This window comes from Paenibacillus hunanensis (genome assembly GCF_034055775.1).
Classification (GTDB): domain Bacteria; phylum Bacillota; class Bacilli; order Paenibacillales; family Paenibacillaceae; genus Saccharibacillus; species Saccharibacillus hunanensis.
The window spans coordinates 3,776,184-3,802,481 of sequence record NZ_CP139194.1; the positions used below are offsets into that span (position 1 = coordinate 3,776,184).

The window sequence follows — 26,298 nt, forward strand, 5'->3', positions numbered from 1 at the left end:
AACGGGAAACATGTTTAAAACTTTTTTGACCCTGCTTTCGCTTCGGTTATGACTCCAATGGGGTTGTGTACATGCCATAATACAAGATGATAGCATCCCCTTTTGCTTGGCACCAGAACGGATTGTGCGAAGTTGACTCGGTACGATTGTGCGGTGGGAATAGTACAGGCTAGCTTGGATAGGACGACTGTAAAATAGACGGCAGCCGCTCTGCGATCCATTGATGTGCAAGTGGGCTATATTCCAGCCAGGGCATTTCTGAAAGTCGATGTACTTGTCCTGTACGCACCGCTGTAAGCTCCAACCAGCGCTCATCCTGACGAATACGCTCCCAGTGAGCAATCGATATTGACTCCTGATCGATCACGAGTAACAGATGCTGGGGATCAGTTTGCTCTATAAAGTCTAGCTCGACAATGCGCTCCACCTCAATCGTATCGATATCATACGGACAGTGCAGCTGTAGATCATCGTACAGCACCGCGCCTACATTACGTCTACCGTATACAGCGAGTTGCTTGCCGGTTATGCGAAGTAGCATAATGCTATCGCCCGCTACCGTGCGCTCTAGCTGCTGGCGAGCAGCATGAATACTTTGCTCATAGCGCTCCAACCATAGTGATGCGGTCGATTCATGATGTACATATTCGGCTACCTGACGTAGCTGACTGCGCCAATCCAGCTGCTTCCACGGTACATACAGACACGGTGCGATCTGCTCCAGCTGTTGTCGATAGGGCATCCGTTCCTTTCCATCATCACATAGAATGACGCTTGGAGCTGCGGACGCCAGTAGCTTCATATTATGCTCCCATAGCGCTTCGGTCATCTGCCGTTGACGTGGTAAAGGTACTGTAATCGACGCATGGTATGGACGGCGATGTACATCACGTTCCTCATTGACCATTGCAGCATAAGGAGCGACCTGTAAAGCTAGCAGATGCGGAACATAGGCATAGGACATATCCGCTATACGTTCTCGCTTTTGTCCGGCAAAACGTAATGGCGTTACACCGACCGAAGCCTTGAAGCGGCGGCGAAAATAGCTTTCATCTCGAAATCCACATTGATCTGCAATATCGCGGACGGGTAGCTTACCGATCACTAGCTGCTCCTTCGCACGCCGCAAGCGTACTTCATTCAAATATGTCATCGGACTCATCCCATAACGCTGCTGAAAGGAAGTCGAATAATACCACGGACTGAGCCTGGCAATGCTGGCGAGCTTATTGCGCGTGATCGTTTGTCCATAATATTGCTCCATATAGGCAATCGTCTGTTCCAGATGCGTATCCGAATCAGGCAGTGGCTTCGCAGTAGCCTCAGGCTGTACACCGAGCAGCTCATGAATCATGTGCTGAAATAATACAGCTTCCATGTTGCCCTGATGATTGAATCCATTCGTTGACGACTCCTTACTCGCCGTCTGTTGCTCCATCTCGGTACGCAGCATGAACAAACGTACAGCAAGTCGCTGCACTTCACGACTCTGCCTTATGGATAACACACCATTACAGGCAAATGGCGCTCTGGTCGTCATCCATCGTCTTTCCCGAGTGTATGAAGGGTTCGTGCATGCTGTATGCTTGATACGATCATCTTGAAGCTCCATCTCCCCCATATAATCAAAAGTGATCTCAAGCCAGCTGAACGATTGCTTTTGACTAACGTTAGCAGAAGTTGATCTCGTACTGTTACTTTTAGCTTCCTGTCGGTATAGCTCAGAGTCTGTGTATTTTTCCGATTCCGAAGATGATATCTCTTCTTCTGCATCCCCTATCGTATAATGACAATCCGGTTCTAGCAGTACACATTGTCCCGCTGTTATTCGTGTCTTCGGCTGCCGCTCTAGACTAAGCCACGCTGAGCCACTTTGAATGATCCAGAGTGAATAGCGTTGGGTCATAGCAGCGATTGGCTGCTTCGTATTTATGGTCGATGAGGGGTCAATGGGTATGGGTAGAAGTAGACTGTGCAGCTCATCCTTCTTCCTATGTAGCAGCTGAAACTCCATTGCCTTATTACCCTCATCTATCGTGGACTCATATCGCTGTACATCATGTAAAACATACATTCTTCATTTCCCTCCTTAGCAAAACGACCATACGATTCCCTGTTCGGAACCCTATGGTCGTCTGTGCATGCTGTATACTGGTTCTTTTGCCTTGCTTATCTAAACTAACTGCATTTCACTACATTCCATTCATTACATTTAATGTACTGCATTCTATATTGGCTGCTTACTTGATCTGCTGGAAGGATTGATAATGATCCGTCGTTTTGTAGATCAAGCCGTCACTAGAATATAAAATACGATCGGCACCACGGAAACCGGACGTATAGTTGATATCCGCTTCATGCCATTTGCGGCCAGAGGCTTTGGGCAATAAGCCTTCACGGTTGCTGAATGTGTCGCCGCCGATACTTTTACCTGGCGCAACCTCGGTTAGATTCCCCTTGGACGATTCCCAGCCTAATCGTTCCGCTTGCTTTTTCGTAATATAATTGCACGGTAGCCGACCATCATGCTGACGCAAATAATTAGCTACACCATCAAAGGTATTAATAATCGTACACGATTCTGAAGTGGCTGGCTTACTACCCGATGTGCCGCCGCTGACTTTATGGGATGCATCTGAATTATCTTCATGCGTGGCTGTCGTTGAAGTAGACGAATGAGCAGGTGCCTGCTGTTGCCCATTCCATTCATTGGCACCGAATAATACAGCTACAATCGCAACAATTACAAAAAGAATACTGGATAACGTTTTTCTGGACATAATTTCTCCTGTCTGTTGTATAGTCTGCTACATTAATAAAAAGTTTGCTGTTCAAGCAGATGACGATCAACCGTCTACTTGAATCCCCATCACACTTCTTATAATTATACCAAAGTATACAGCAACACTATCAAATGTTATACCCCATTCCTGCTCATCATCCAGGCATTCCATCATAAAAGCATCGTCTATCGTGAATGGCGATCATGTCATCGGCTTACATGATGTCTGGCTGCTTGCATCATCGTCTGAACTCATCTCTGCCTGCATAGAAGCGTAAGGACAGTGAGCAAAATGCACCTGCAATTGCTGCTTCAACTGTTCCTCATCCAGCGTATGTGCACTGTTATCATATTCAATTCGATCGACTTCATCCCACAAGCATACCTTCTGTCGTAATCCTTCTACAAATTCATCCCAGTGCTCAAATTTCCATTGGTCACGTTCTAAATTCCGTTCCTGTATACGCTTACGTAAAACGTCCACATTTACATTCACCTGTAACACCAGTGGGTGGACAAGATTCGAATCCCACCCATAGTGCTCGACAATTCCTTTTACATAATCTTGCTCTGCAAAATAGCTAAGAAATGGCGCATCCAGTATGACAGACTGACCTAATTGCACATTCTCATTCGCAATATCAAGCAATGCGCGATATTCCAGTGGCATGACGACATTACGATAATAATCGCAACCATCCCGTTCGTAAGCGGCATATCCATTGGCCTCGAGCAAAGTGCCAGTAAAGGTATTGCACACGATATCTTTATCCAAATACGTACAACCATACCGACTCGCAATATATTTGCCGATTGTCGATTTTCCTGAACCTGCGGAACCGATCAAAAACACAACTGTAGCTGTCATTTAATTACTCCCTTTCCCACTGAATAACCATTGGGCAAACGTCCGACTAATGATAAAATAGCATGGATGAGGCTCATTGTAGCATTCATATGTAACACTGAATACGCATACAATAACAAAAATAGATCATAATATTAAGTTCACATATGCGAACTTAGTTCCTAATATCGAATAATTAGATTTAGCGTATAACGTTTTCATTTTTATTTCAATAACTTTTTCTGCACATAATCGTAATTTTTTTTTGTGTAAAAGTTATTGAATTTCAAAAATGTTGTCTATATAATAAGCCGTATATTCGATATAGCGAAACTTGTTCACATATGCGAACTTTAAAACCTATTAAAGGAGTCCATATGGAAAAATTTCGTGTGAACAAATCTGCTGAACGGGTCGTCGACCTGCTTGTATTACTCGCCAAAAGCGAAATGCCTCTGACGTTAAATGAAATCTGCAAACAATTAGAATTGCCCAAAAGCAGCGCTTTTGAGCTCGTTCAAACGTTATTGTACAAAGGCTTCATTGAGTTGGATGATGCGCGCCTGAAAACGTATCGTCTGGGGCTTGGTATTTTCGAAACCGGGATGTCCTATGTATCTAATCTGGAGATTCCCCATTTGGCAAGACCATTCATGCAGGAGTTGAACCGACAAACGGGCAGCACTGTTTTTTTAGGTATCGAAGATAAAGGAAAAGTCGTTTATTTGGACAAGGCGGAAAGCTATTCCGTTATGCGCCCTACTGCTAATCTTGGTTCCCGACGTTATATTCATACAACCGGTCTGGGCAAGTCATTGCTGGCAGCCATGTCCGATCAACGCGTTACGAATCTACTTGGGGATGGCGATCTGCCTTCACGTACTTTATATTCCAAAACGACTCTGCCTGCCTTGCTGCAAGACTTGCATGCGATCCGCAAACGCGGTTATTCCATTGATGATCGTGAGGATAATATGGAAATGTATTGTATCGCCTCAGCCATTTATGATCAATGGAATCAACCGGCAGCCGCAATTAGTGTTGCGAGTATGTATTCCAGTATGAATGAAGAACGTGAGCAAATGATTGTAGCACTCGTGAAGGAAACGGCGCTCAAGTTATCCAATCAGCTTGGCTACCGTGGACAGCAATTGTATACCCATCTAGCTGATTAATCGTTCTTTTTATAGTACACCTACTACAACACAATACGCTGGCGAATAACCAACTGGAGGATATGACAATGTGGAGAAAGCTGGATAATCTAAATCGAATCGCCGAGACTGGCATCGTGCTGATCATTCGTCTGGACAGTGAAGAAGAAGCGCTGGCAGTTGCCGACGCGGCTGTTGAAGGCGGGATCAAAGCACTGGAAATTACAATGAGTGTTCCCAATGCACTTGGCATCATTCGTACACTATCGAACAAATATAAAAACGATGATGTACTGATAGGTGCAGGCACGATATTAGACGCTGAAACCGCACGCGCTGCCATCCTGGCAGGTGCTGAAATGCTTGTCAGCCCGCAGCTCAATCCGGATATGATTCGTGTGGCTAATCGGTATCAGGCTGTAACGATCAGTGGTGCTTATACACCAACCGAAATTTTCGATACGCTACAAGCAGGTGCTGACATTGTGAAGCTATTTCCTGCCGAAACGCTGGGGCCACAGTTCGTCAAAACGGTCACTGCTCCCCTTCCGCAAGCGCCAATCGTGCCAACTGGAGGCGTAACTCCACAAAATGTGCAGGAATGGCTGCAAGCAGGCTGTATCGGCGTCGGTGTTGGTAGCTACATTACGAAAGCTGCACAGCAAGATGGCGACTATAGCCGGGTCACCGCTGCTGCACGAGAGTTTCTGGCTGCTGTAGCCGCAGCACGCTAAGCGGAATATACACAACTGGAATAATTAATAACGAGTGGTTCCCGTACAGACATGTACAGGCACGTATAGGCATTAGCAACGTGATCGCTTACATTGGACGGAGCATGTTCAATAGCATATGCTCCGCATTTTCCAATGTGCCGACCCCATATGTACGGTACGCAGATTGTCTATTATTGCTAAGCCACCGTATTTTTTTGATCCGTTTTGTAAACGCAAACATTTGATCAGAGTTATTGAATTCGATATAGATCTAACGGTGTATTTCTGATGAACGGCAAACGATGCTTGACAATGTACTGAGCAGCTATAATTTTTAATCATTAGCTGGATAGTAGCTGAATAATTTAATCTTTTCAATCTTTTCAATTGTTTCAATCTTTTCGGTCATTCCGGTGCAAAGCTGATTAAAACTATTTTTCTTATAACAACCTATTTTAGATATTTAAAAGACTATTTATGTACTTGATTCAACTATTTATTCAACAATAAGGAGTGTTAACCAATGGCTATTCCTTCTACTCCACCGCTGGGCAAAACCTCACCGCAACCCCCAACGACTTCCAAACCAAAATTGCGCTGGGGCATTGTCATCCTGCTATTGATCGGAGCGGTCATCAACTATTTAGATCGCTCGAATCTGAGCGTCGCCAATACGACGATTGCTGAGCAATTTCAGCTATCCTCAACACAAATGGGTCTGTTACTATCGGCATTTCTGTGGCCTTATGCTATTGCCAATTTGCCTGCCGGCTGGTTGGTGGATCGCTTCGGACCTCGTAAAATGTTTGCCTGGGCTTCCGGTTTATGGTCAATCGCCACATTAATCAGTGCTTTTGTTAATTCCTATTCGTTGCTGTACGCTATGCGAATGCTGCTTGGTGTATCAGAGTCGCCATTTTTCACTTCAGCATTGAAGTCCAACGAACGCTGGTTTGCCAAAAAAGAGCGCGGTTTGCCTACTTCCATTATTAATACCGGATCACAGATCGCCAATGCGATTGCTCCACCATTGTTAACTGCTTTGATGTTAACGATGAGCTGGCGCGGGATGTTTATTGTGATCGGGGTCGCAGGGCTGTTACTTATGATCATCTGGCTAAAAATCTATCGTGATCCTACATTTGCTGAACAGCAGCTCATTCATACATCCGATCATGAACAGACCAACACAACGTCCGTGAATCAGCCCCAGCGCGAAGCACAGACAAGCCAAACGCCTACTGCGAGCTGGTCTTCTCTATTCAAACATAAAAGCACCTGGTTTATGATTATTGGTAACTTCGGTATTATGTTTACGATCTGGGTTTACCTGACGTGGCTACCAAGTTATCTGGAGAAGGAACAGGGCTTTACCCTCAAGGAGACAGGCTGGATCGCTTCCATTCCATTTATCGCCGGCATTATCGGTGTGCTGGTCGGTGGTATCATTTCAGACTATTTTATCCGCAAAGGAGTAAATCCCATTACATCACGCAAAGTACCAATTGTAGGTGGTGCGATACTAGCAGCCGCCTCGGTTGCACCGATTCCATTTATCGATAACACTGTACTCAGTATCGTTCTGTTATCGGTAGGCTACTTTGCTTCTCAGTTGCCATCCGGTGTGATCTGGACTCTGGCAGCGGATATCGCTCCGGGTGATCAGGTCGCTTCGCTAGGTGCCATCCAAAACTTTGGCGGCTTCCTCGGTGCTGCACTCGCGCCGATTATTACCGGTTTGATTCTCGATCAGACTGGCAGCTTCAATAATGTATTCCTGCTGGGAGCCGGGCTATTGTTGCTTGGTGCTATATCGTATGGCTTTTTCCTCAAAAAACCGATTGAGCCTGTCACCTCGTCTAGTTGACCAGCTTGACTAGACCTAATTAAAATTGAAGTCACCAAAAAACCGACCTCACGGGTCGGTTTTTGATTGGTTTTCCATCGTGTTGAATGACGATATGCAGCAGTATGGAATACTACCAAGCCATAATATGCAAAGACGATTAGACTTAACGACGTGCTTCGTCCTCCACAATAAAAACAAAGCCGATGTTTTCATTGTGCGCTTCCTCCAGCACAGCACGTGTACGTTGCGCCTTTTCGCCAAGCCGCTCCTCACTAACCTCATAATGCTTCCAATGCAGCTCCAGCGGTAGCTCAATCATGCCGGTTATACAATCCCATAATGCATCCAGATTAGCCCCGTAAAAGTCAGGGAACTCCAGCTTTTTTTTTAATAGATCATGCAGCTCTTTATAACTTGAAATATAGCGTCCATCAATATTCACTTTTTTCATGTGTTCACGTCCTTATGCGGTATCTCTATTGAGCATCTTGAATCGATCACGATCTACGTGAGGCAACACATTGATTCCACTTCACTCGGCAAAATAAATGCATATCCCTTAAAACAGATGCTCATTTGCTCCTATACTACCATATCTTTATGTAACAAGCCCATTTCTCCTACATCCGCTATGTAATGAGGGAATAGGCTTGCTTGCCTGCTTGATTGTTTGCCTGCTATACGCGTGTCACACGATTTCGATCTACATATCGTTGTAATGCCTGTACATTACTGTATAAACGACAATGTATAGACTACGATATGCTAATCGATCTTATCTCATACGAGTGAAGCTCTCATAATGATCGGTTGTTTTGTAGATTAATCCGTCATTCGAGTACAGGATTCGCTTGGAATTACGGAAGCCCGACGTATAGTCAATATCTGCTTCACGCCATACGCGTCCGCTTGCTGTTGGCAATAAGCCTTCACGGTTGCTGAACGTGTCGCCACCGATACTTTTACCAGGAGCGACATCAGCCAGATTCCCCTTCGAGGATACCCAGCCGAGTGAGCTTGCCTGTGACTTGGTTATGTAATTGCAAGGCAACTTCCCATTAGCAGCCAGATAATTAGCTACACCGTCAAATGTGTTAATAATCGTACATGATGCCGCAGACGCTTTGTGCGTGTTTGCCGCAGGCACTGCCTGTGATCCTGCAAAAAAGACTACCACCAGCATCATTGCGAGTAAAGCTGTTGACCAAAACCGTTTCATCCTGTCATCCTCCTGTACCCTACATAATGTTGAATTCGATACCCTAAATCAATTCATTGGTTTATAGATATCAACCTTCACTTACCAGTTATACCATATGATGTCGCTAAAATCTTTAATTTTATGATTTAATTTTGTAAAAATTGAAATAATTGTTTGTAGGATCCGTCTTTGATTACGAGGTATGTACTAAACAGGACGAAAAAAAGCCGCTGCCCCTTTACCTGTCATGTATACTCACTGGATCTACCAGCAGCATACAGCATAGGCAAAGGGTCATGCGGCTTTTCAATGTATTCATTCATCAGTATGGTGTCCGCACGATTGCGGATCCTTGTATGTCGTTCTGGCTTTTCATGCCGAGCGTGTAAGCTATACTTAAAATGCTACGGCATCGCTGCTTTGCAGCACCCAGACACGGAAGCCATTGCCTTCGCCCTGCACTTCCTCCATCAGTCCAAGCACCTGCTCGGCATAGCTACCGAGGCGTTCATAGCTTAGCTCGTAGTTGAGCCATTCAATTTGCAGTGGCAGCTCGATCTGCCCGGTTAATCCATCCCAGAGTGCATCGAGATTGGCACCATAATCAGCAGGCAAGCAAAGCACCTGCCGCAATGTCATATGCAGCTCCTCCACCGTTGCAAAATCTTCCCCATTTAATACGACTGTCTTCATATTCGTTCTCATTGCCCACACCCTACCTTGTTCAACATTTGTATACCTTGTTTAGAGTCTCCGGCATCTCAACGTGAACCTGTACGTCTGCAGTCGCCCACTCCCGAGCGTTGCTGTAGCGTGACAGCCGTCCTGTACCTGACAGAATCGGTACTGCCTTTTATGCCTGTGTCATGAATGACGCTTTGCTTGCTGTTTAGTTCCCCCTATCTTTTATATCATATTCAGGCAAAAAATAGACCGATTTTCTTGCGAATTTTTGTAAAAAATAAAACGATTCGAGCAGAAGCAAAACCCTGCTACCCGATAGCTGGCAGCAGGGTCTGCACAGGTGCTATTTTTCATAATTTGGAGGATACGGGATGCTTCGACAACAACTAGAAGCGTTGTACCCTCAGGACTCTAGCCTATCCATCCGTACCGCTAACATCAGTGACGTCCATGCTTTTGCTTGTATGCTAATGAATATTGATCGGCGGCGATAATTGCGTCCTTCACATCAGCAGCCGTTACTGGGAATGGCAGATTATGCGCGGTTTCATCCGGTTTGGTGGCTGCCTCTGCCACGCGGTACAGATCCTCATCGGATACATTACCAATATGCAGCTCCTCCAGCGTTACCGGCAGACCAAGACTAATATAAAAGGCGATATACTTCTCGATCTCATGGATTGGACGCTGCTCCAGCGCAAGCTGTGTTAGTGTACCAAAGGCTACCTTCTCACCATGCGTCATATGGTGGATATCTCCCTCCAGCACGGTAAAGCCGTTATGAATCGCATGCGCGCCTGCCAGTCCACCACTTTCAAAGCCCAGACCGCTGAGCAGCGTATTCGCTTCAACGACCGATTCCAGCGCAGGCGTAACGACTTTACGCTGCACCGACTCATAAGCGAGCAGACCGAAGTCGAACAGCGTCTCCTCACATTTACGAGCGATCGCTTCTGCTGCCAGTGTAGGAAGACCACCAGCCATCGTTTTGGCGCGTGCTTCAATGACAGCTCGCGCTTCCACCCAGGTTGCCAGCGCATCCGCAATACCAGAAGCGAGGAATCGTGGTGGTGCGCCTGCGATGATTGCAGTATCCACCAGAATCAGATCAGGATTTTTATTATAAAATTTATAGCTTTCAAAAATGCCCTCATCCGAGTAAATAACCGACAATGCGCTTGTTGGCGCATCTGTAGAAGCGGTGGTTGGAACGATCACTGTATAACCGCCGAGCGAATCGCTGACTGCCTTTGCTGTATCCAGCGTTTTACCGCCACCTACGCCGATCACAATTCGTGCATCCTGCTCGCGTCCGGTAGACGTCAATCGTTCGATCTCATTCGTAGAGGCTTCACCATTAAATACTACCTTCACATACTCAACGGACGATTGCTCCAGACTGTTCAGCACCTCATTGCCAGCGATATCCCAGACAATCTCATCCGCAATAACTAATGCCTTACCACCATCGAGCGCCTTTACATACTCGCCTGCCTTGGCGATGAGACCGCGACCCTGTACGTATTTACCCGGACTAATGAATACTCGTTCTGTCATTGAAATTGCTCCTTTCAATTATAGACATCGTATCAACGCAAGAAGGCTACGCACTCCAAATATGTACCTGTCCTGATCATATGCTCTTTTCCACTCAACTTCTGGATATTATGCGGACGGCTGCATGAGCATAGCCCTCTTACTCTATTCACCATAACAGGCCGCAGATAACCGGGTCATTACGCACAATCGTGTGACGAACTTTCCCATTACCTACGGCCTATGAAGTTGTCCATATCCAGATAGCTATTCCGATTACCGTTTCAGCAGATCCTCGCGAATGGGTGTAAAGGCATCCAGCAAAGCTGAATTTTCCTCCAGTGCTACCACACCATGACGGGCATTCGGTGGAATCGCAATCGTCTCGCCTGCGCTTACGGTCGTCTCTACATCATCAATGGTGAAAATGAAGGAGCCGCTCAGACAATAGCTCATCTGCTGATGCGGATGACTATGCTGATAGCCTTCTGCTCCCTTTTCAAAATGAACCTCCATCATCATCAGCTCACCAGCAGCATTTAGAATACAACGTTTCACTCCCGGCTCTGCCGGCTCCCATACTCCAATATTGCTCATCATGTACAGCTCCTTTTTGTTTATCATTTCAAAGCATTCCAGAGCTGCTCTAGCTGATCGTAATGATCACTTATCGCAGTCTCCCTTGCTCCATTATAAAACATATCTTTTCGGAGATGACACGGACAAATATATTATGGAGGGGGGACAAAACAACTCAACTGACTTCTGCAATGGATAGGAGCATAGCTATGCGCTTGATGGATAGCTAACCGATGCAAGACGGATGATCACGAATGGAAATAGGAAGCACAGGAAACCTATAGAGAATAAAAAAAGTTCACCATTGCTTACGCAATAGCGAACTATATGGTTAAAAGTAAATGCGGTCGAGAGGACTCGAACCTCCACGGGGGTAAGCCCACACGGACCTGAACCGTGCGCGTCTGCCAATTCCGCCACGACCGCATAATCGAATGTTACCGGATCAAGATGCTTATGATCCATTTCCCGGCGACAAGAAATAGAATATCATATTAGTTAGCAAGCGTCAAACATTTTATTTCGTTATCCAGTGATACGAACCTATACAAACGCTGTTCACTATAAAACAACCAGACCGGATACTATCTCGGTCTGGTTGTTCAGGACAAGAATGACGTCAGTAATTTCATCAATTGTTGGGTGATGCCTGACGCTATAACGAACAGCATGATACATTATTGTCTTCCTTTATAATGTAGCTGGGATTGGGATCATAGACAGAAAATGCGACTGTTCGCAACTATTCCTTTCTACTCTCCTGCTCCCCATCCACATCATCTTACTTCATTGAAACGGATAAACTGTGCTAGCAGATCGTCAACAATCCACCTGCATCGCTGCTATTCCGCCTATAAATAACAACTTTAACGCCTATCAGCCTTCTAATCCTTCTGATTAGGATATGATTACTCCGCGTTTCTTCTATAGAAAGGGAGCTGCTCACGAAGTGCAAACAATTCAGTATAGCTATGAATTACAGTGTTCGCCTGCTCCAGATTTTGAGAGCCTGAGCCAGGATTCTGGTGACCGATGCAGCGCATACCTGCTGCACGGGCTGCCTTTACCCCGTTGCGCGAATCTTCAATGACGATACAGCGTTCTGGCGCAATGCCGAGCTGCTTGGCAGCATGCAGGAAAATATCCGGTGCTGGCTTACCATGCTCGACTTCTTCTCCGCTAACCATACCTTGAAAATAGCTTCGCAGCTCCAGTCGCTCCAAAATCAGTTCAATCAAAGCACGTGGTGAGGACGAAGCGACAAACATCGGTACACCCACTTCGTGAAGCCAATCCAGCCATGCCACTAATCCGTCAAATGGACGTAGCTCCTGATGCTCGCGGATCACATCCATCACATTTTGCACATGAAAAGACAGCATATCCTCTACTGTGCAATTCAGACGATGACGCTGCTGCACCTGCTCGAACATGGACGCAAGCGTTACACCTACATACGTATGATGCTCCTCTTCCTCTACCTGTGCGCCGAAGTGAACAAACGTACTTTTTTCAATATCAAAATAGATCGGCTCACTGTCAATCAGTACACCATCCATATCAAAAATAACACCCTCGATCGGCTCAACTAGCCAATCTGCACGTTCACCTTGATTCATATCTGCAATTGCCGATGCGCCTGATTGTTCCGTTGTCATCTTCATTCCTCCTGTGCTGTCATGCTATCCTATCGCTTTCCAGCTCTTCCTTAATCTATTTTGGCATTAGGTGGATTGCAATACAACCTTGATCGCACCGGAAGCGGTTTTCAACGTGCCATCATCCAGATCACAGCCGAGCATACGGAAGGCTTCCTGATATGATTGCAGCGGATACGTATGGGTAATCAGCTTTTTCGCCGGAACCAGACCACGCTCGATCATATAATGCGCGGTTGCAAATGTACCGAGTGAATCGATCGAGCCGATAATTTTCAGACTGCGATCGACAACCTCCTTCGGATTGAAGCTGCTCACGCCATCGCGCAAGCCTACAAGCATCAGATAGCCCCCGTGTGCCAGATTCGACAGTACCTGCGTACCGATCGCTCCCGTCGTATCGACAATCAGATCGACCTGATGATCATCTGGTGAGATGCTCTCTACGGCTGCATCGAAGGATGCATACGTATCCCATTGATCCGGTGCGATGGAGCGTGCCAATTCCAGACGTTCCTCGGAAATGTCCACGATGCTGCCGATCACACCTTTTGATGCAAGCGCATAGCTATACAGCATACCGATCGGGCCTGCACCCAGAATGATCGTACGGAAATTAGGCAGCAGCTGAATCTGGTTAATACCGGTCAGCATACAGCTCAGCGGCTCCGTTAATGTCGCCTCTTCATAGCTCACATGATCAGCCAGCTTGTATAGAAAACGATCCTCTGTCACATAATAATCGGTAAATGTACCATCACTGCTCACGCCAGTCTCTGTTGTACTTTTATGCAGGCAATGATTCTGGCGTCCGGTGCGGCACATTTTGCATTGTCCACAGTAATAGGTCGGATCGATTACAACGCGATCACCCACCTGTAGATTTTGCACATTCGGTCCAATCTCGATCACTTCACCTGCGGATTCATGACCAAGAATAATCGATGATTTGGCGTGGTATTTACCACTAATAATACCCAGATCCGTGCCGCATACACCTGTAGCGTGAATGCGCACAATCACATCATGATCACCTCGAATTTGTGGACGTGGACGCTCTTCGAGAGCCACATCCCAGGCTGAACGATAAACAAGTGAAAGCATAGTCATTCTCCCCTCTATTGGTTAACCCATTTTTTGCAGAATGCGTTCCAGACGACCAACGATCTCTACAATCTCATCCTCTGTGACCGTAAGAGATGGACGAACCTTCACAACATTACCGAATCCATAACGCGAGCCGCGTAGGATCAGGTTCTCATCACGGAACGCCATATCGATAATTGCGTTCGCTTTGCGTGAATCCGGCGCACCATCGGCGTCAACGATCTCCAGTCCCCACATCAGACCAACACCGCGTGCTTCGCCAATCGTGTCAGGATACAGCTCTGCCAGTGGTGACAGCAGGTTGCCGAGCAGTTCACCCTTGCTACGAACACTTTCAAGGAAGCCTGGCGCCGATACGACTTCCATCGTCGAACGTGCAGCGGTCAAGGAGATCATATTGCTACCGGAAGTAAAGGAATGCTCGTGCTTTTCCAGTATATTCAGACGAGACTGCATAAGTACTGCTGCTACAGGTACGCCGATACCGCCCAGACCTTTTGCCAGTGTAATGATGTCAGGCTTGATATCAAACAAAGTACTCGCGTACATATAGCCCGTACGTCCGATACCTGTCTGTACCTCGTCAGCAATCAAAATCATATTATGTTCATCACACAGCTTACGAAGCTGTTTGAAATATTCCATCGGTGGGATGATATTACCGCCATTGCCAAGAATCGGCTCGATAATCATACATGCAGTGGAACCAGAGCCACCAAATTCAAGCTGATCGGATAGCGCTTCAATACATTGCATCGCGCAATGATCCGGATCACTCTGGAACGGGCAACGGTAGCAATACGGCACAGGAACATGAAGTGAATTCGGTACAGTGGAGTTCGGGAAGCCTTTACGACGGAATGCATTACCCGAAATGCCGGTAGCAAACTGCGTCTGACCATGGTGCGAATAGTACAGGCTGACAATATCGCGCTCACCTGTATACTTTTGCGCAATTTTAGTGGCACATTCATTTGCGGTTGAGCCTGTAATGTCGCGCATCCAGCCTGCATCAATACCATTCGGCGCTTCCTCCAGCAGCAGTGACAGCACTTCCTCCACATACGGCTCAGTAAACGAGGAAGACATATGCGTCAGATTACCAACCTGCTCCTGAATCTTCTCCACAACATAAGGGTGATTGTAGCCTAGTGACAGGTTAAACGTACCGGACACACCATCCAGATATTCATTTCCGGCATCATCGATCAAACGGATTCCCTGGCCCATCGAAAAACGGCTTTCTGTAGTTGTTGACATGTATAATCCCTCCACATGGATAGAATAGCAATACAATCGAAAACCAATATTACGACATGATCGTCTGTTTATAGCCGAGCTGCGCTTGTCTTTTTTATACGTGCTCGGTCTGCTGTCTGCCCCTTATGACACCACACCGTATTTGTACGCCTTTACAAATCGGTGTAGTCCGTTGTCTACGCTGGCTTTGTGAATGGAAGCATGTCATCGCATCGCTTGATTGGGTATCGCCTATCAGACATCACTTATTTTCAATATTATCTGTACGTTGTTAACAGAATTATTTTCCTTTAACACCATCAAGACAATATAGCGACATTCAAAATTGCTTTTTTATATAGTGATGTCTCTGGCTATGTCGATGATATGATCAGCTGATCGCCTGTCTCCTTCTCATTCACTGCCACACTACCTGCATACTTCATCCTACAGCATACATGCGCTCCCTGACGGCTTCGCCAGCTGCATGTCCCTTGTCTATATTTTGCATGATGATATGACCGATCCCCTTTTCGGCTGCCTTATAACCGAAAAGGCAGGCACCACCTCCTTCACGTGTATATGGTCTATGGATTCATCTCTATGTTTTATGCAATATAGCTATCCATCGAGTAGCGACTGACATCGTATCCCTGCTTCAAGCACAGTATGCAAATAGCTCAAGCTGTACCTATCAGCACGTTATGGCTGGGTACGATGACATTAGTACTTAGATTCCATGCCTGCACGTACAGCTGCATTACCTGTACGAAGCTGCTGTACAAGCACAATGCTAATGAGCAATACCAGTGCGAATAGGGCGAAGATCCAGAGTGTTGGTCGAACCGACCAGTGATCCATACTCCAGCCGATCAAGTATTGCAGTACCGATCCACCAATACCACCAGCAGCGATCAGTGTACTTGTCGTCCGCTCCACCATGCCCGGCATTAGCGTATTGGCAAATACGAGCGCAATCGAGAACAGACCCGAGATACAGAAGCCTACACCGAAGATCAACACATACATCATGATCGGGCTGGAAAAGAGTGCCAGTGCAACAATGAGCAGCATAGAAGCAATCGTGCTGCCAATCAAGAACGGCGCATAGCTCATCGATTCTGCCATCCGTCCTACAAATAGTCGTCCAATGGTGATCGCGCCCCAGAAAAAGGTCACACTGAGCGAAGCAGCCGAATCGCTAATTCCAATGCTTTCGATCAGAATCGATGGCAGAAAGTTCATCATTCCCAGCTCAATTCCCATATAGACAAAGAAGAACAACACGAAGATCGATAATACTTTGAATTGACCGGATTGATATTTGGGCTTGGCTGGAGTCTCGGTCTGATCGGTTTTCACCTGATCCTGATGCAAATGCGCCGAGCTATCCGCAGGCATTCGCATCCAGAACAGCAGCAGTATGAATGTGGATAGCGCAACCGTGTAAAACGACAGATTCCACACACCCAGATAAATATACAGACTTGCCAGCGCTGGTAGCAGCATCGATCCTACACCAAAATACACATCCAACTTGGTCATCGCAACTGCCTTCTGCTCCTCGGCAAATTCAATCGTGAACGCACCGATGGAGGATTCGATAATCCCAGAGCCAAAGCCAACGAAAATCGTCATCAGCACCATCAGCCCCCATGCAGGAAGCGTTCCCATCACTGCGTAAGCAAGCGTAATTGCAGTTAACGCGATCAAGAGCAAACGTTTGCGTCCAACTCCCGCAGAGAGCGCTGGCGAGATAAGCACCCCTGCCAGAAACCCGATAAACTGTAAAAATAACAGTGTCCCACCATCGCTGTAGCTACGCTGATAATGCGGCAAAATTACCGGCAATAGCGCACCAAGCATAACGCTCGTAATCCCAATCAAAAAATAAAATGCACAGCTTAACCTGAAAATTCGTTTCATGTTCACCGTCACCTTCCCATAATTATGTTTAGGAGCTTGATATTTCCAGTCAATTTCAACATAATGAATGAGCGCACAGCCCAAATGGGACTGCTGCCCATACTAAATCGATGCAAAGGAGCAACTATGATGACGAACGTGCTGGAAAATTTCACTGAGACGACATTGGACGAACGACTGCAATGGCATTCTCCGCCTGAAAAATGGTCAATCTCTCCGCAAAAGCAGGTGCTCACCTTTGAGCCGCTAGCTGAAACTGATTTCTGGCAAAAAACGCATTATGGCTTTCGTGTAGATAACGGACATTTTCTGTTTGCAGAGGTCACAGGTGATTTTCAAATGACCACTCGTGTCCGTACATACCCGGTGCACCAGTATGATCAAGCCGGGTTGATGGTTCGATTTTCGGATCGCTGCTGGCTGAAAACCTCTGTCGAATTTGAAACAGATGGTCATGCCAAGCTGGGCGCGGTTGTAACCAACAATGGCTATTCCGACTGGTCAACGCAAAATTTCAGAGCAGGCTTTACAGAGCTGATGTTCCGTATCACCCGTGTCTCTGGCGACTATACGATTGAATATGCAGAACCGTCAGATGATGAAGCATCAGAACCGGCATGGCATCAAATGAGAATTGCGCATCTGTTTGATGATGTGGATGACCAGACCCCTTTCCAATGTGGTGTCTATGCATGCTGTCCACAAGGGCAAGGCTGTCAGGTCGAATTCGACTTTCTGCACATTGTCCAACAGGGCACATCCACCATATAATCCTATCATTTAATTTTATGTATATTAATTATATATATTACAATTATTAACTATAGTCGCTTTTATGATGACGTTCAATGTAAAATTTACGTCAGTTTTTACATGTGAAAGTTGTTAGATACTCCGGTAATTGGATTGCCCATGGCATAATATGGAAGACGGAAGCTTGTTGCTACGATTATTTGATGACTAACATGACCGACATCCGTTTACCTATATAATGTCGATACAACAAAACAGAAAAGCAGGAGCAAACACGAGCTTGTTCGTGTCTGTTCCTGCTTTTTTCATTGCGTTAATCATTCGATAGAAAGTCTCAAAAAATAGGCTTCAAGCAAGCGCCTATTCGCCTGTTTGCAGCATTCAAGCTATCGTTTAGGAGCGCATAATATTTTAACTTTTTTATGCCAATAAAGCTTGCCATTATTCCCCATGTTCGCTATAATGGGAACATAGGTTCTCAAAACATTAGTTCCCATAAGGTGGTGACATGAATGGCTGTCTTTTTATCCGCAGAAGAACGTTCCCTGGTAAAAAGCTATTTGCTGCTGACGTATATTCAAAAGAAATTTGATCGTGATGCCCGCGCTATGGAGCATCAAGACTCACTCGATAATAATGCATTGTATATGGAAATCATCCAGGGTGGTACAGATCGTACCAATTTGCTACTGTCTGAAGTACGCCGAGATTTACGTAAACATCAGCTTCGATTATATGAGGTTAATCAATCTGAGAATAGCGTGGAAGCGCAGATCCTTTGTAAGGGTCATCATGGAACCTTTCGCATCCCTGCTGACGAATTCCGACTCGAGGCTTCTGCACGTATGCGTGCCTATGTTGGCTTAGGGCCGATCCATACCGCATCTGCTGAAGCACGTCCAGGCAAGGATACTGCGGCTTCGTCTCCTTCACGAGTGCGTGAGCCAGCACGTTATGCAGGCGGTTATGCGCCTTATCGTACAGGAACATAAGTAACGTCATTAGCATGTATATTAGGAGTGATAGTATGGAATCAATCCCCTTTGATTCAATTGTCATTCAGCATGCTAATCATTCGGTGTTTGCCTCTGTCTCTGCCTGTAGCACGATAACTAACTACCCGGCTTTACAAATATATGAATAGCTTGACTTGACCTTAGTACGTCATCCCGATAAGGAATACGACCAATATCATAACTAGCTTCCTAACTAGCAGTAATGCTATACCGCGACAATAGGGTATAGCCAACAAGATTGTCCCTTTGTAATTTGTTCCATACACAACCAGCGATTATCCCCCTATAATCGCTGGGCACACCTACGACGACGATATTCAGGCTCTGGCAGAGACAGTTTGAGCATATGTAGCTTGGCAATCCCATCTTGTGCAGTCTTCTATAGCTACACCAAAGACCTTGCAATCCGCTAATGCGGTGCAAGGTCTTTTTTCGTATAGCCCCACCTAAGCAAGGATCATGGCTTTGCTTTCGAGCAATTCCGAATGTAACAGAACAAGTTCGGAACAAATTCAGTCCATATTTATCCAAACGTAGAACTTTTATTCCTCAGTCGCTGCTTCCTCTGGCGCTTCTTCATCCAGCGGGCTGCGTCGTGCTTCCTTCGATGGCTGAATGATGTAATTACGACTGAGCTTGACTACATTTCGATTCGGACGACGAATCAACACATGCTCATCATCCCATGCAATGACGATCCCGCGAATATCATTTTCACGAATATCGTCACGAACGACCCGTACCTTTTCGCCAGATAGACGATAGGCATCCAGTTGTTCCTCGCTAATCATGTCATGTCCTCCCCTCTGATCTAGAATCTAGCCTATACATCGCCGCTTAACGGCGTTACCTCGTATTGTGCCCGTTTATACGGGACAGCATCTATGAACGGCTGATGTGCCGCAAGCTCTATTGTACCGAAAGTACACAGGATGTGTACACCTATCCGAGCTTATTCTAAATGAGAAGCACAAAAAAAGACCTAAATGAATAATCATTTAGGTCTTGTTAAAGCAAATGGAAGATGATCCAGATATGATTAACGCTGTGCGTGCTCTTTGGAATCGTTTTTCTCGAACCAATAATCTAGCACTTTAGCGGACATCACACGCTCGTTAACGTACTCTACCTGATGATCGGAAAATTGTGATTCCCAGGCGAAGTCCAGCTCTTTCGACAAATTCACGATGGTTAGCAATTCAGACCATGCGACATAGCGTTTGTACCAAAAGAACTGAGGATGCTCAATCATATAGGGATACAGGTCATCAAATTCAGTGTGCTTACAATCCAAAGCACGCTCGAAGTGTACTTTTGCGTCAGCCAGTTTGTTCAGGAAAAACTCTTCAGTGATCGGCTCTTTGCTCATTAGTCTGCCTCCCCTCCCTAACATATCTTTATTATAAGACAACGAGACCCCATTTGGAAAGAGTATATCGTATTTCGGTAAAATTGATGTAAGGCGATTACGTTCTAATGTTGATTCATGGGGTTATATTTACACTATCGGTCACGTATGCCTATATCTTAAGATAAACCATAATAAAAAGCATGAATAATTTTTGGTGAATTATTCTGTTATAAGTTTGAATGGTAGTGAGGTTGTTGAAGCATCCTATTCATTTCTTCGTCGTGTACTCTGTATTCCTATTATGCAGTATATTAAATAGCACTACTGCATTTCTTACCCTGGCTTGATTAACCGAATGTAATCTTGCCATCCTCTAACGAAGCAATTTTAACGAGAGAATCGAGGCGGATACCTTGTTCTCGGATGGCGTTAGCACCATTTTGGAATGCTTTTTCGATAACAATGCCCACACCTACGAGTGTAGCGCCAGAGCGTTGGATGATTTTGACCAATCCGCGAGCGGCGTCGCCGTTGGCAATAATGTCATCGATGAAGAGAATACGATCATTTTCAGTTACAAACTGCTTGGACAGCATAATGTCGGTGACGATGCCCTTCGTAAACGAAGGTACGCGTTCTACATAGGCATCAGGATCAGCGAGCAGTGTTTTTTTACGGCGTGCAAATACAAGCGGCACGCCTAGCTCCAGTGCTGTTGCAAAAGCAACCGGGATACCGGACGATTCGACGGTTACGACGCGTGTAATGCCTTCTGCGCGATACAGGTTAGCGAACTCCTGTCCCATTTTCATCATTAGCTGTGGATCGACCTGCTGATTGAGCAATGCGTCCAGCTTGAGCACATCGCTCGATAATACGGTTGATTCTTCCAAAATACGTTGTTTTAATTCTTCCATCATCCGTCCTCCGTCACTCATATCGATCGTGCCGAATGCCTACGAGCATATCGGCTCCTTTTATTGGTGCTGTGTTGCTTACAGAATTGCGCCTTGTAGCAGAAGCTTATCCTTATCTAATGCTGTCCTGCTGCTTGAGCCGATCCTATTTTGCATGGTACACCCTATACTCTTGTATTCGTCGCCTGGTATTCATTTCCTGCCTATAACGGCAAGCTAACACCGATATTACTCATTCTCCGCTGGTTGTGCAGTCAAATCGATCATACTGACGATCGGTTCTTCTGGCACCAATTCCAGATACAGCTTCTTCAGCTCGTTGACCACATGTCCGAGTGAATAATGATTTTTGGCCTTTTCCCAGCCGGTACGTGCTAGCTCATAACGGTAGGCTGGATCGGTAATTACTTTTTCCAGCGCCTCAGCGAGCTCCTGCTCATGATCTGGCGGCACCAGTAGACCGTTAACGCCGTCCTCGATCTGCTCAGCAATACCGCCTACATTCGTTCCAACAAGTGCTAGCCAGCACAGTGCAGCCTCAGCAAATACCGAGCCAAATGCCTCTGCTCGTGATGGCAGAACAAAAATATCGAAAAACGGCATGAACTCTTCCGGATGCAGGGTGTATCCGTAAAAGATCGTATCCTCATAAATACCAAGCTCACGCGCCATATCCTCCAGCTCGGTGCGGCTTGGGCCATCTCCGATAATGTGCAGCACATACGTATGCCCACGTTGCTTTAGAATCGCACATGCTTTGAGCAGGGTATCAAGCCCCTTAGCAGGTACAAGACGGCAGACGGTCATAAGCTGTGGCACTTCATTTTCATGTGGAATCGGTTTGAAGCGTTTTTCGTCAAAGCCGTTCGGCAGTACAACGATTCGCTCAGGATACTCCACATAAGGTGTCAGATAGCTCTTAAATGATTGCGATACGGTCATCAGGCGATCGGTACGCAGCTCTAGCTCACGATAGAGCGAGATGAGAAACTGCTGTTCCATGCTGCCTTCTTCGATTTTTCCATTCAGCATTAGCTCGCGCTCGTAGCTAGAGTGAATAGTTTGAATGATCGGTGTCTCTGGAAATACTTCTCGCATCACCAATCCAACCAGCGGATGGTGGGAATGAATCAGGTCATACGGCTTGGTCAGCCTCAGCTTCGCCCACCAGCGATAATCACGATAGGTTTGAATGTATTTCTGTACAATCGGGCTTTCACCATAGATCGTCCAGTCAAAGGTTTCAAATACGACATCGTCCTTGCCTTTATTGCGAATGCGTTTGGGCAAAGAAAATAACTCCATTTCCCAGCGAGCCGAGCTAAATCGCTCTTGCAGGTATGGAATCATAGATGATACGCCTCCCGGTTGTTCAGGAGGAAAAAACAGGGCTTGCAGCAATCTCAAGAATATTCCTCCTTTCCTGCCAGTTCATTGTCCGATTCATCTGTAATCGGTACACACGTCTGAGCTTTCTACTACCCGATTGTATCACGGATTGGCATGAACCAACATAACAAAACCGCTCAAACATCGAGCGGTTCCAATGAAATATGCCATTTGTCGTTGCATTCTCTGCCATTAAAGGTCGGATACATCACAATACTTTTTCAGCATATGATACACACCATCGTCATTGTTAGACCGTGTCACCTCGTCAGCAGCTGCCTTCACATCGACAGGTGAATTATCGACAGCAATCCCCAGACCTGCATAACGAATCATCGACAGATCGTTGTAATAATTACCGATTGCCATAATATGCTCTGGTGCAATCCCTTTTTGCTGGGCAAAGGCTTGTAGCGCAGCGCCCTTGGATGCCTGTGGATGCATCAGATCGATGAAAAATTCACCGCTGCGCTGAATATTAAAAGTTGGTTCCCATAGACTCCAATCGGCATATGCCTGATCCAGCTTTTCTGGCTCTGCAAATACACTGAGCTTGAGCACAGGCTCACTTAGCTCACTCCAATGCGGCAGCAGCATCGGCTTCATATCAAAGCCTTGAAACTGAGCATACATCTCCTGAGCCGCCACCTGCATCTGTTCAAGCGATTGAACATAGATGGTATACGCCGTATTCACATCAAAATGCAGATTATGACTGCGACAATAGCTCATATAATTTTCTAATGCAGGTACATCGAGTGGGAATTGATGCACAATCTTACCTGTCCCCGTATGAACGGTAGCCGCACCATTATGCACGATCACATGTCCATCCTCATGCAAGCCAAGCTGCTTCATGTATGGAATCGAGTTGGTTGGCGTGCGTCCGGTACAAAATACAATTTCTACGCCTCGTCCAGCCAGCTCCTGTAGTGCCTGCGCTGTACGTGGTAAAATTTCATGATCATCCGTTAACAGTGTACCGTCCATATCCAGTGCAATTAGTTGATAGTGCATCGTTCCATCCCCATCCTTTGTTAGGCTTGTCTATCTTTTTTTGGTAATCTGAACAGATTTCAGGCTGTAGGCTCTTCACTCCAACCAAGCAGCTCCAGTTCAATCGCGGTCAATTCGCGATAATGCCCCAGCGGTAAGCCCGGATCAAGCTCTAATGCACCCATCGAAATGCGTTTGAGATAGATGACCTTTTTCCCTACCGCTTCAAACATACGCTTCACCTGATGGAACTTGCCTTCTGAGATCGTAAGCTGGATTTGCGAAACGGTACCGTCCGGTGTTTGAGAGGAGCCTGTAATCTCCAGTGCAGCAGGCATCGTCCGATATCCATCATCTAATGTGACACCTTCCTTGAAGCGCTGCACATCCTGCTCGTTCACATCGCCCAGCACATCGGCGATATATGTTTTCGGTACATGCTTACGGGGCGACAGCAGCTCATGTGCGAGCTGACCATCATTCGTAAGCAAGAGCAGTCCCTCGGTATCCTTATCCAATCGCCCTACTGGAAATGGCTCAAAGATGCGAGAGTCATCGTCAAGCAGATCAATCACTGTGCGATCACGACGATCCTCGGTTGCCGAGATTACACCCTGTGGCTTGTTCAGCATAATATAAATGAATTCACGGTATTCTACACGCTGTCCATCAAATTCAATCTCGCTCTGATACGGATCAACCTGTAGGCCGCTATCCTTAATCGTCTGTCCATCTACTCGAATACGTCCCTGCTTCACAGCACGCTTGAGCTCACTACGTGTCCCATAGCCGAGATTACCGAGTATTTTATCAATTCGTTGCTTTTTAGCTGTTGTTCCCATAATCTACATCCATCTCCATCCTGCCGGGTATTCATTTTTCAGGTTGCCGTCTTGTTGCCATTTGCCCCAGCCTACGGAATAGCCGTCAATGCATACAAGCACATAGCCTTTTGCTGTGACATCTGGATCACATTCAATGCGATCCGCAGCAATCGATAACGTTTGTCCTTTTAAATAAGCAATGGATTCCGCTGAATCGAGCGCTAGATTTAGACGTCGCTTCGCTTCAGACGGAACGAGTGCCGTGGCCAGCGCATGACTGGCGGTAAAGCGTCCATTTTTGAAGGTTCCCAGATACCAGCCTGGTCGAATAACTTTGAGTCCATGCAGGCGCTGTTCATCCAGCGGCGATACATACAGATTACTACCGTACACGATCATATAGCGTGGATCCGCAGAGCTTGCGTCTGGGAGCTGCATATTCAGCTCCTGCTGCTGAAATGGCGTCCACGCAAGGATGCCCTCCTCTAGCCCGTTCACTGGCTTTGTCGCAGTGCGTGCAGATTGTCCTTTTTTATCATGTTTGCCGTGTGGTTTACTACCTTTACCAGCGGAGCGACGATCATGGTTATCATTCGTATAACCGCCACGTGCACCCTTCGTCTCCTTACCTGCATGCCCTGACTTATCCCAACGCATGCGTCCAGTAGCTTGTCCATCGCCTGCCTTATTGTAGGATGAAGCCTTTACATCTATCGCATCAGCCGAAGTTATAGCAATCGAACGCTCACGGTTGCGCTCTCCGGTATGATCAAGCACCGCCAGATAATGACCTTCTCCCTCAATATGATGCGGCCATAGACGGACGGTACGATCCGTTTGCGCTATCGCTTCAGCAGATGGAGGCTGCTCACCAGCTGCTATCTTATTCAGCACAGAACGCCCTTCGGCAAGCTCCTGCTCTACCTGCACTGCCCATTTACTCTGACCGGGTTGAAAATGCTCACTACCTGCTGGAACAGTTGCTTGAAATTCAGGATGCTGATCGAGAAAAACCGCGATGCTGCGCTCATTTTCCTCTGGTGCAAAGGTGCAGGTGGAATAGACAATTCGTCCTCCAGGGGCAAGCATACGTGCGACCGTTCGTAAAATATCTCGTTGCATCATCGAGCAGCTCTCTACCGAGTGATTCAGCCATTGTCGTGCCGCATCTTCATCCTTGCGGAACATGCCTTCACCCGAGCAAGGTGCATCGACTAGAATTTTATCAAAAAAGCCTTCAAACCGATCGGCAATCCGATCCGGTGTCTCATTCAATACAATCGCATTGCGCACGCCGCTAAGCTCTAAATTTTTGCCTAGCGCTCGAATGCGATCTGCGCTCAGATCATTGGTAACTAGCAAACCCTGCCCCTGCAATGCAGCAGCAATCTGGGTCGACTTGCCACCTGGTGCGGCGCACAGATCCAGCACACGATCACCTGGCTCCACTTGTAAGGCTTCGACTGGACTCATCGCGCTTGGCTCCTGAATATAGTACAGTCCACTGTAATAATACGGATGCTTGCCTGGACGCTCCTCTGCATTCAGGTAATAGCCTGTCTCACACCACGGAATCGGTCGCAGCTCGAAGGGAGACTTGCCTTGAAATTGCTCATTGCTAATTTTCAATGTATTCACACGCAAGCCTGCACGCGGTGATTGCTCATAGCTCTGGAGAAAGGCATCATACTCTTCTCCTAATAACTGCTCCATACGCTGCAAAAATTGCGGTGGTAATTGTACCGCCATATTCCATATTGCTCCTTTAAATTCA

General features: G+C 46.4%; 24 protein-coding genes and 1 tRNA gene. 5 read left to right on the forward strand and 20 right to left on the reverse strand.

What is annotated here, in order from left to right; genetic code table 11:
* Nucleotides 1–169: 169 nt before the first annotated feature.
* From SK066_RS15320 to SK066_RS15330, 3 genes are all read right to left on the reverse strand, one after another.
* A complete protein-coding gene (locus SK066_RS15320; RefSeq protein WP_320542137.1) occupies nucleotides 170–1,540 on the reverse strand; it encodes a helix-turn-helix domain-containing protein in 1,371 nt (456 codons plus the stop codon).
* Between the two features lie 700 nt (nucleotides 1,541–2,240).
* Complete coding sequence (locus SK066_RS15325) at nucleotides 2,241–2,780, reverse strand: ribonuclease (protein WP_320542138.1); 540 nt, start codon at nucleotides 2,778–2,780, stop codon at nucleotides 2,241–2,243.
* Nucleotides 2,781–2,984: 204 nt separating this feature from the next.
* Nucleotides 2,985–3,650, reverse strand: a complete 666-nt coding sequence (locus SK066_RS15330; protein ID WP_320542139.1) for a P-loop nucleotide/nucleoside kinase family protein — start codon at nucleotides 3,648–3,650, stop codon at nucleotides 2,985–2,987.
* Between the two features lie 356 nt (nucleotides 3,651–4,006).
* Here SK066_RS15330 and SK066_RS15335 point away from each other — a divergent pair, with 356 nt between their 5' ends.
* The 3 genes from SK066_RS15335 to SK066_RS15345 all read left to right on the forward strand — a co-directional run bounded on the left by SK066_RS15335 (nucleotide 4,007) and on the right by SK066_RS15345 (nucleotide 7,366).
* Nucleotides 4,007–4,804, forward strand: a complete 798-nt coding sequence (locus SK066_RS15335; RefSeq protein WP_320542140.1) for an IclR family transcriptional regulator — start codon at nucleotides 4,007–4,009, stop codon at nucleotides 4,802–4,804.
* A 68-nt stretch (nucleotides 4,805–4,872) separates the two neighbouring features.
* Nucleotides 4,873–5,517, forward strand: coding sequence for a bifunctional 2-keto-4-hydroxyglutarate aldolase/2-keto-3-deoxy-6-phosphogluconate aldolase (locus SK066_RS15340; protein WP_320542141.1), 645 nt, complete (start codon nucleotides 4,873–4,875; stop codon nucleotides 5,515–5,517).
* 505 nt (nucleotides 5,518–6,022) lie between these two features.
* On the forward strand, nucleotides 6,023–7,366 hold the full coding sequence (locus SK066_RS15345) for an MFS transporter (protein WP_320542142.1): 1,344 nt from the start codon (nucleotides 6,023–6,025) through the stop codon (nucleotides 7,364–7,366).
* A 145-nt stretch (nucleotides 7,367–7,511) separates the two neighbouring features.
* On the opposite strand, the gene SK066_RS15350 is transcribed toward SK066_RS15345, so the two are convergent.
* From SK066_RS15350 to SK066_RS15395, 10 genes are all read right to left on the reverse strand, one after another.
* Nucleotides 7,512–7,799 carry a barstar family protein gene (locus SK066_RS15350; protein WP_320542143.1) on the reverse strand — a complete coding sequence of 96 codons (288 nt, stop codon included), beginning with the start codon at nucleotides 7,797–7,799 and terminating at the stop codon, nucleotides 7,512–7,514.
* 324 nt (nucleotides 7,800–8,123) lie between these two features.
* Nucleotides 8,124–8,567 carry a ribonuclease gene (locus SK066_RS15355; protein WP_320542144.1) on the reverse strand — a complete coding sequence of 148 codons (444 nt, stop codon included), beginning with the start codon at nucleotides 8,565–8,567 and terminating at the stop codon, nucleotides 8,124–8,126.
* A 378-nt stretch (nucleotides 8,568–8,945) separates the two neighbouring features.
* On the reverse strand, nucleotides 8,946–9,254 hold the full coding sequence (locus tag SK066_RS15360) for a barstar family protein (protein WP_229685848.1): 309 nt from the start codon (nucleotides 9,252–9,254) through the stop codon (nucleotides 8,946–8,948).
* A 417-nt stretch (nucleotides 9,255–9,671) separates the two neighbouring features.
* Nucleotides 9,672–10,790: a glycerol dehydrogenase gene (locus tag SK066_RS15365; RefSeq protein WP_320542145.1), complete on the reverse strand. Its 1,119-nt coding sequence runs from the start codon at nucleotides 10,788–10,790 to the stop codon at nucleotides 9,672–9,674.
* 255 nt (nucleotides 10,791–11,045) lie between these two features.
* The gene (locus tag SK066_RS15370) at nucleotides 11,046–11,366 is read right to left on the reverse strand and encodes a cupin domain-containing protein (protein WP_320544896.1); all 321 of its coding nucleotides are present in this window, start codon (nucleotides 11,364–11,366) and stop codon (nucleotides 11,046–11,048) included.
* A 324-nt stretch (nucleotides 11,367–11,690) separates the two neighbouring features.
* A tRNA-Leu gene (locus SK066_RS15375) sits at nucleotides 11,691–11,774 on the reverse strand.
* Nucleotides 11,775–12,256: 482 nt separating this feature from the next.
* Entirely contained in the window at nucleotides 12,257–12,967 is a 711-nt protein-coding gene (locus SK066_RS15380) for an HAD family hydrolase (RefSeq protein WP_320544897.1), read from the reverse strand.
* A gap of 105 nt (nucleotides 12,968–13,072) precedes the next feature.
* On the reverse strand, nucleotides 13,073–14,110 hold the full coding sequence (locus SK066_RS15385) for a zinc-dependent alcohol dehydrogenase (RefSeq protein ID WP_320542146.1): 1,038 nt from the start codon (nucleotides 14,108–14,110) through the stop codon (nucleotides 13,073–13,075).
* Nucleotides 14,111–14,131: 21 nt separating this feature from the next.
* Nucleotides 14,132–15,373: an aspartate aminotransferase family protein gene (locus tag SK066_RS15390; protein ID WP_188776515.1), complete on the reverse strand. Its 1,242-nt coding sequence runs from the start codon at nucleotides 15,371–15,373 to the stop codon at nucleotides 14,132–14,134.
* Nucleotides 15,374–16,075: 702 nt separating this feature from the next.
* Nucleotides 16,076–17,278: an MFS transporter gene (locus tag SK066_RS15395; RefSeq protein ID WP_320542147.1), complete on the reverse strand. Its 1,203-nt coding sequence runs from the start codon at nucleotides 17,276–17,278 to the stop codon at nucleotides 16,076–16,078.
* Between the two features lie 126 nt (nucleotides 17,279–17,404).
* Here SK066_RS15395 and SK066_RS15400 point away from each other — a divergent pair, with 126 nt between their 5' ends.
* A complete protein-coding gene (locus tag SK066_RS15400) occupies nucleotides 17,405–18,049 on the forward strand; it encodes a DUF1349 domain-containing protein (protein WP_407673679.1) in 645 nt (214 codons plus the stop codon).
* Between the two features lie 494 nt (nucleotides 18,050–18,543).
* Entirely contained in the window at nucleotides 18,544–19,023 is a 480-nt protein-coding gene (locus SK066_RS15405) for a YhjD family protein (RefSeq protein WP_320542148.1), read from the forward strand.
* A gap of 566 nt (nucleotides 19,024–19,589) precedes the next feature.
* On the opposite strand, the gene SK066_RS15410 is transcribed toward SK066_RS15405, so the two are convergent.
* The 7 genes from SK066_RS15410 to SK066_RS15440 form a co-directional block, all read right to left on the reverse strand.
* Nucleotides 19,590–19,838 (reverse strand): hypothetical protein, encoded by a 249-nt coding sequence (locus SK066_RS15410; protein ID WP_188776512.1) that lies wholly within the window; start codon nucleotides 19,836–19,838, stop codon nucleotides 19,590–19,592.
* 248 nt (nucleotides 19,839–20,086) lie between these two features.
* Nucleotides 20,087–20,416: a hypothetical protein gene (locus SK066_RS15415; protein WP_188776511.1), complete on the reverse strand. Its 330-nt coding sequence runs from the start codon at nucleotides 20,414–20,416 to the stop codon at nucleotides 20,087–20,089.
* Between the two features lie 329 nt (nucleotides 20,417–20,745).
* A complete protein-coding gene (locus SK066_RS15420; protein ID WP_188776792.1) occupies nucleotides 20,746–21,315 on the reverse strand; it encodes a xanthine phosphoribosyltransferase in 570 nt (189 codons plus the stop codon).
* A 228-nt stretch (nucleotides 21,316–21,543) separates the two neighbouring features.
* Nucleotides 21,544–22,722: a glycosyltransferase family 4 protein gene (locus SK066_RS15425; RefSeq protein WP_320542149.1), complete on the reverse strand. Its 1,179-nt coding sequence runs from the start codon at nucleotides 22,720–22,722 to the stop codon at nucleotides 21,544–21,546.
* A gap of 174 nt (nucleotides 22,723–22,896) precedes the next feature.
* Nucleotides 22,897–23,721 carry a Cof-type HAD-IIB family hydrolase gene (locus tag SK066_RS15430; RefSeq protein ID WP_320542150.1) on the reverse strand — a complete coding sequence of 275 codons (825 nt, stop codon included), beginning with the start codon at nucleotides 23,719–23,721 and terminating at the stop codon, nucleotides 22,897–22,899.
* Nucleotides 23,722–23,780: 59 nt separating this feature from the next.
* Entirely contained in the window at nucleotides 23,781–24,542 is a 762-nt protein-coding gene (locus SK066_RS15435) for a pseudouridine synthase (RefSeq protein ID WP_320542151.1), read from the reverse strand.
* Nucleotides 24,543–24,545: 3 nt separating this feature from the next.
* Nucleotides 24,546–26,273 carry an RsmB/NOP family class I SAM-dependent RNA methyltransferase gene (locus SK066_RS15440; protein ID WP_320542152.1) on the reverse strand — a complete coding sequence of 576 codons (1,728 nt, stop codon included), beginning with the start codon at nucleotides 26,271–26,273 and terminating at the stop codon, nucleotides 24,546–24,548.
* Between the last annotated feature and the right edge of the window lie 25 nt (nucleotides 26,274–26,298).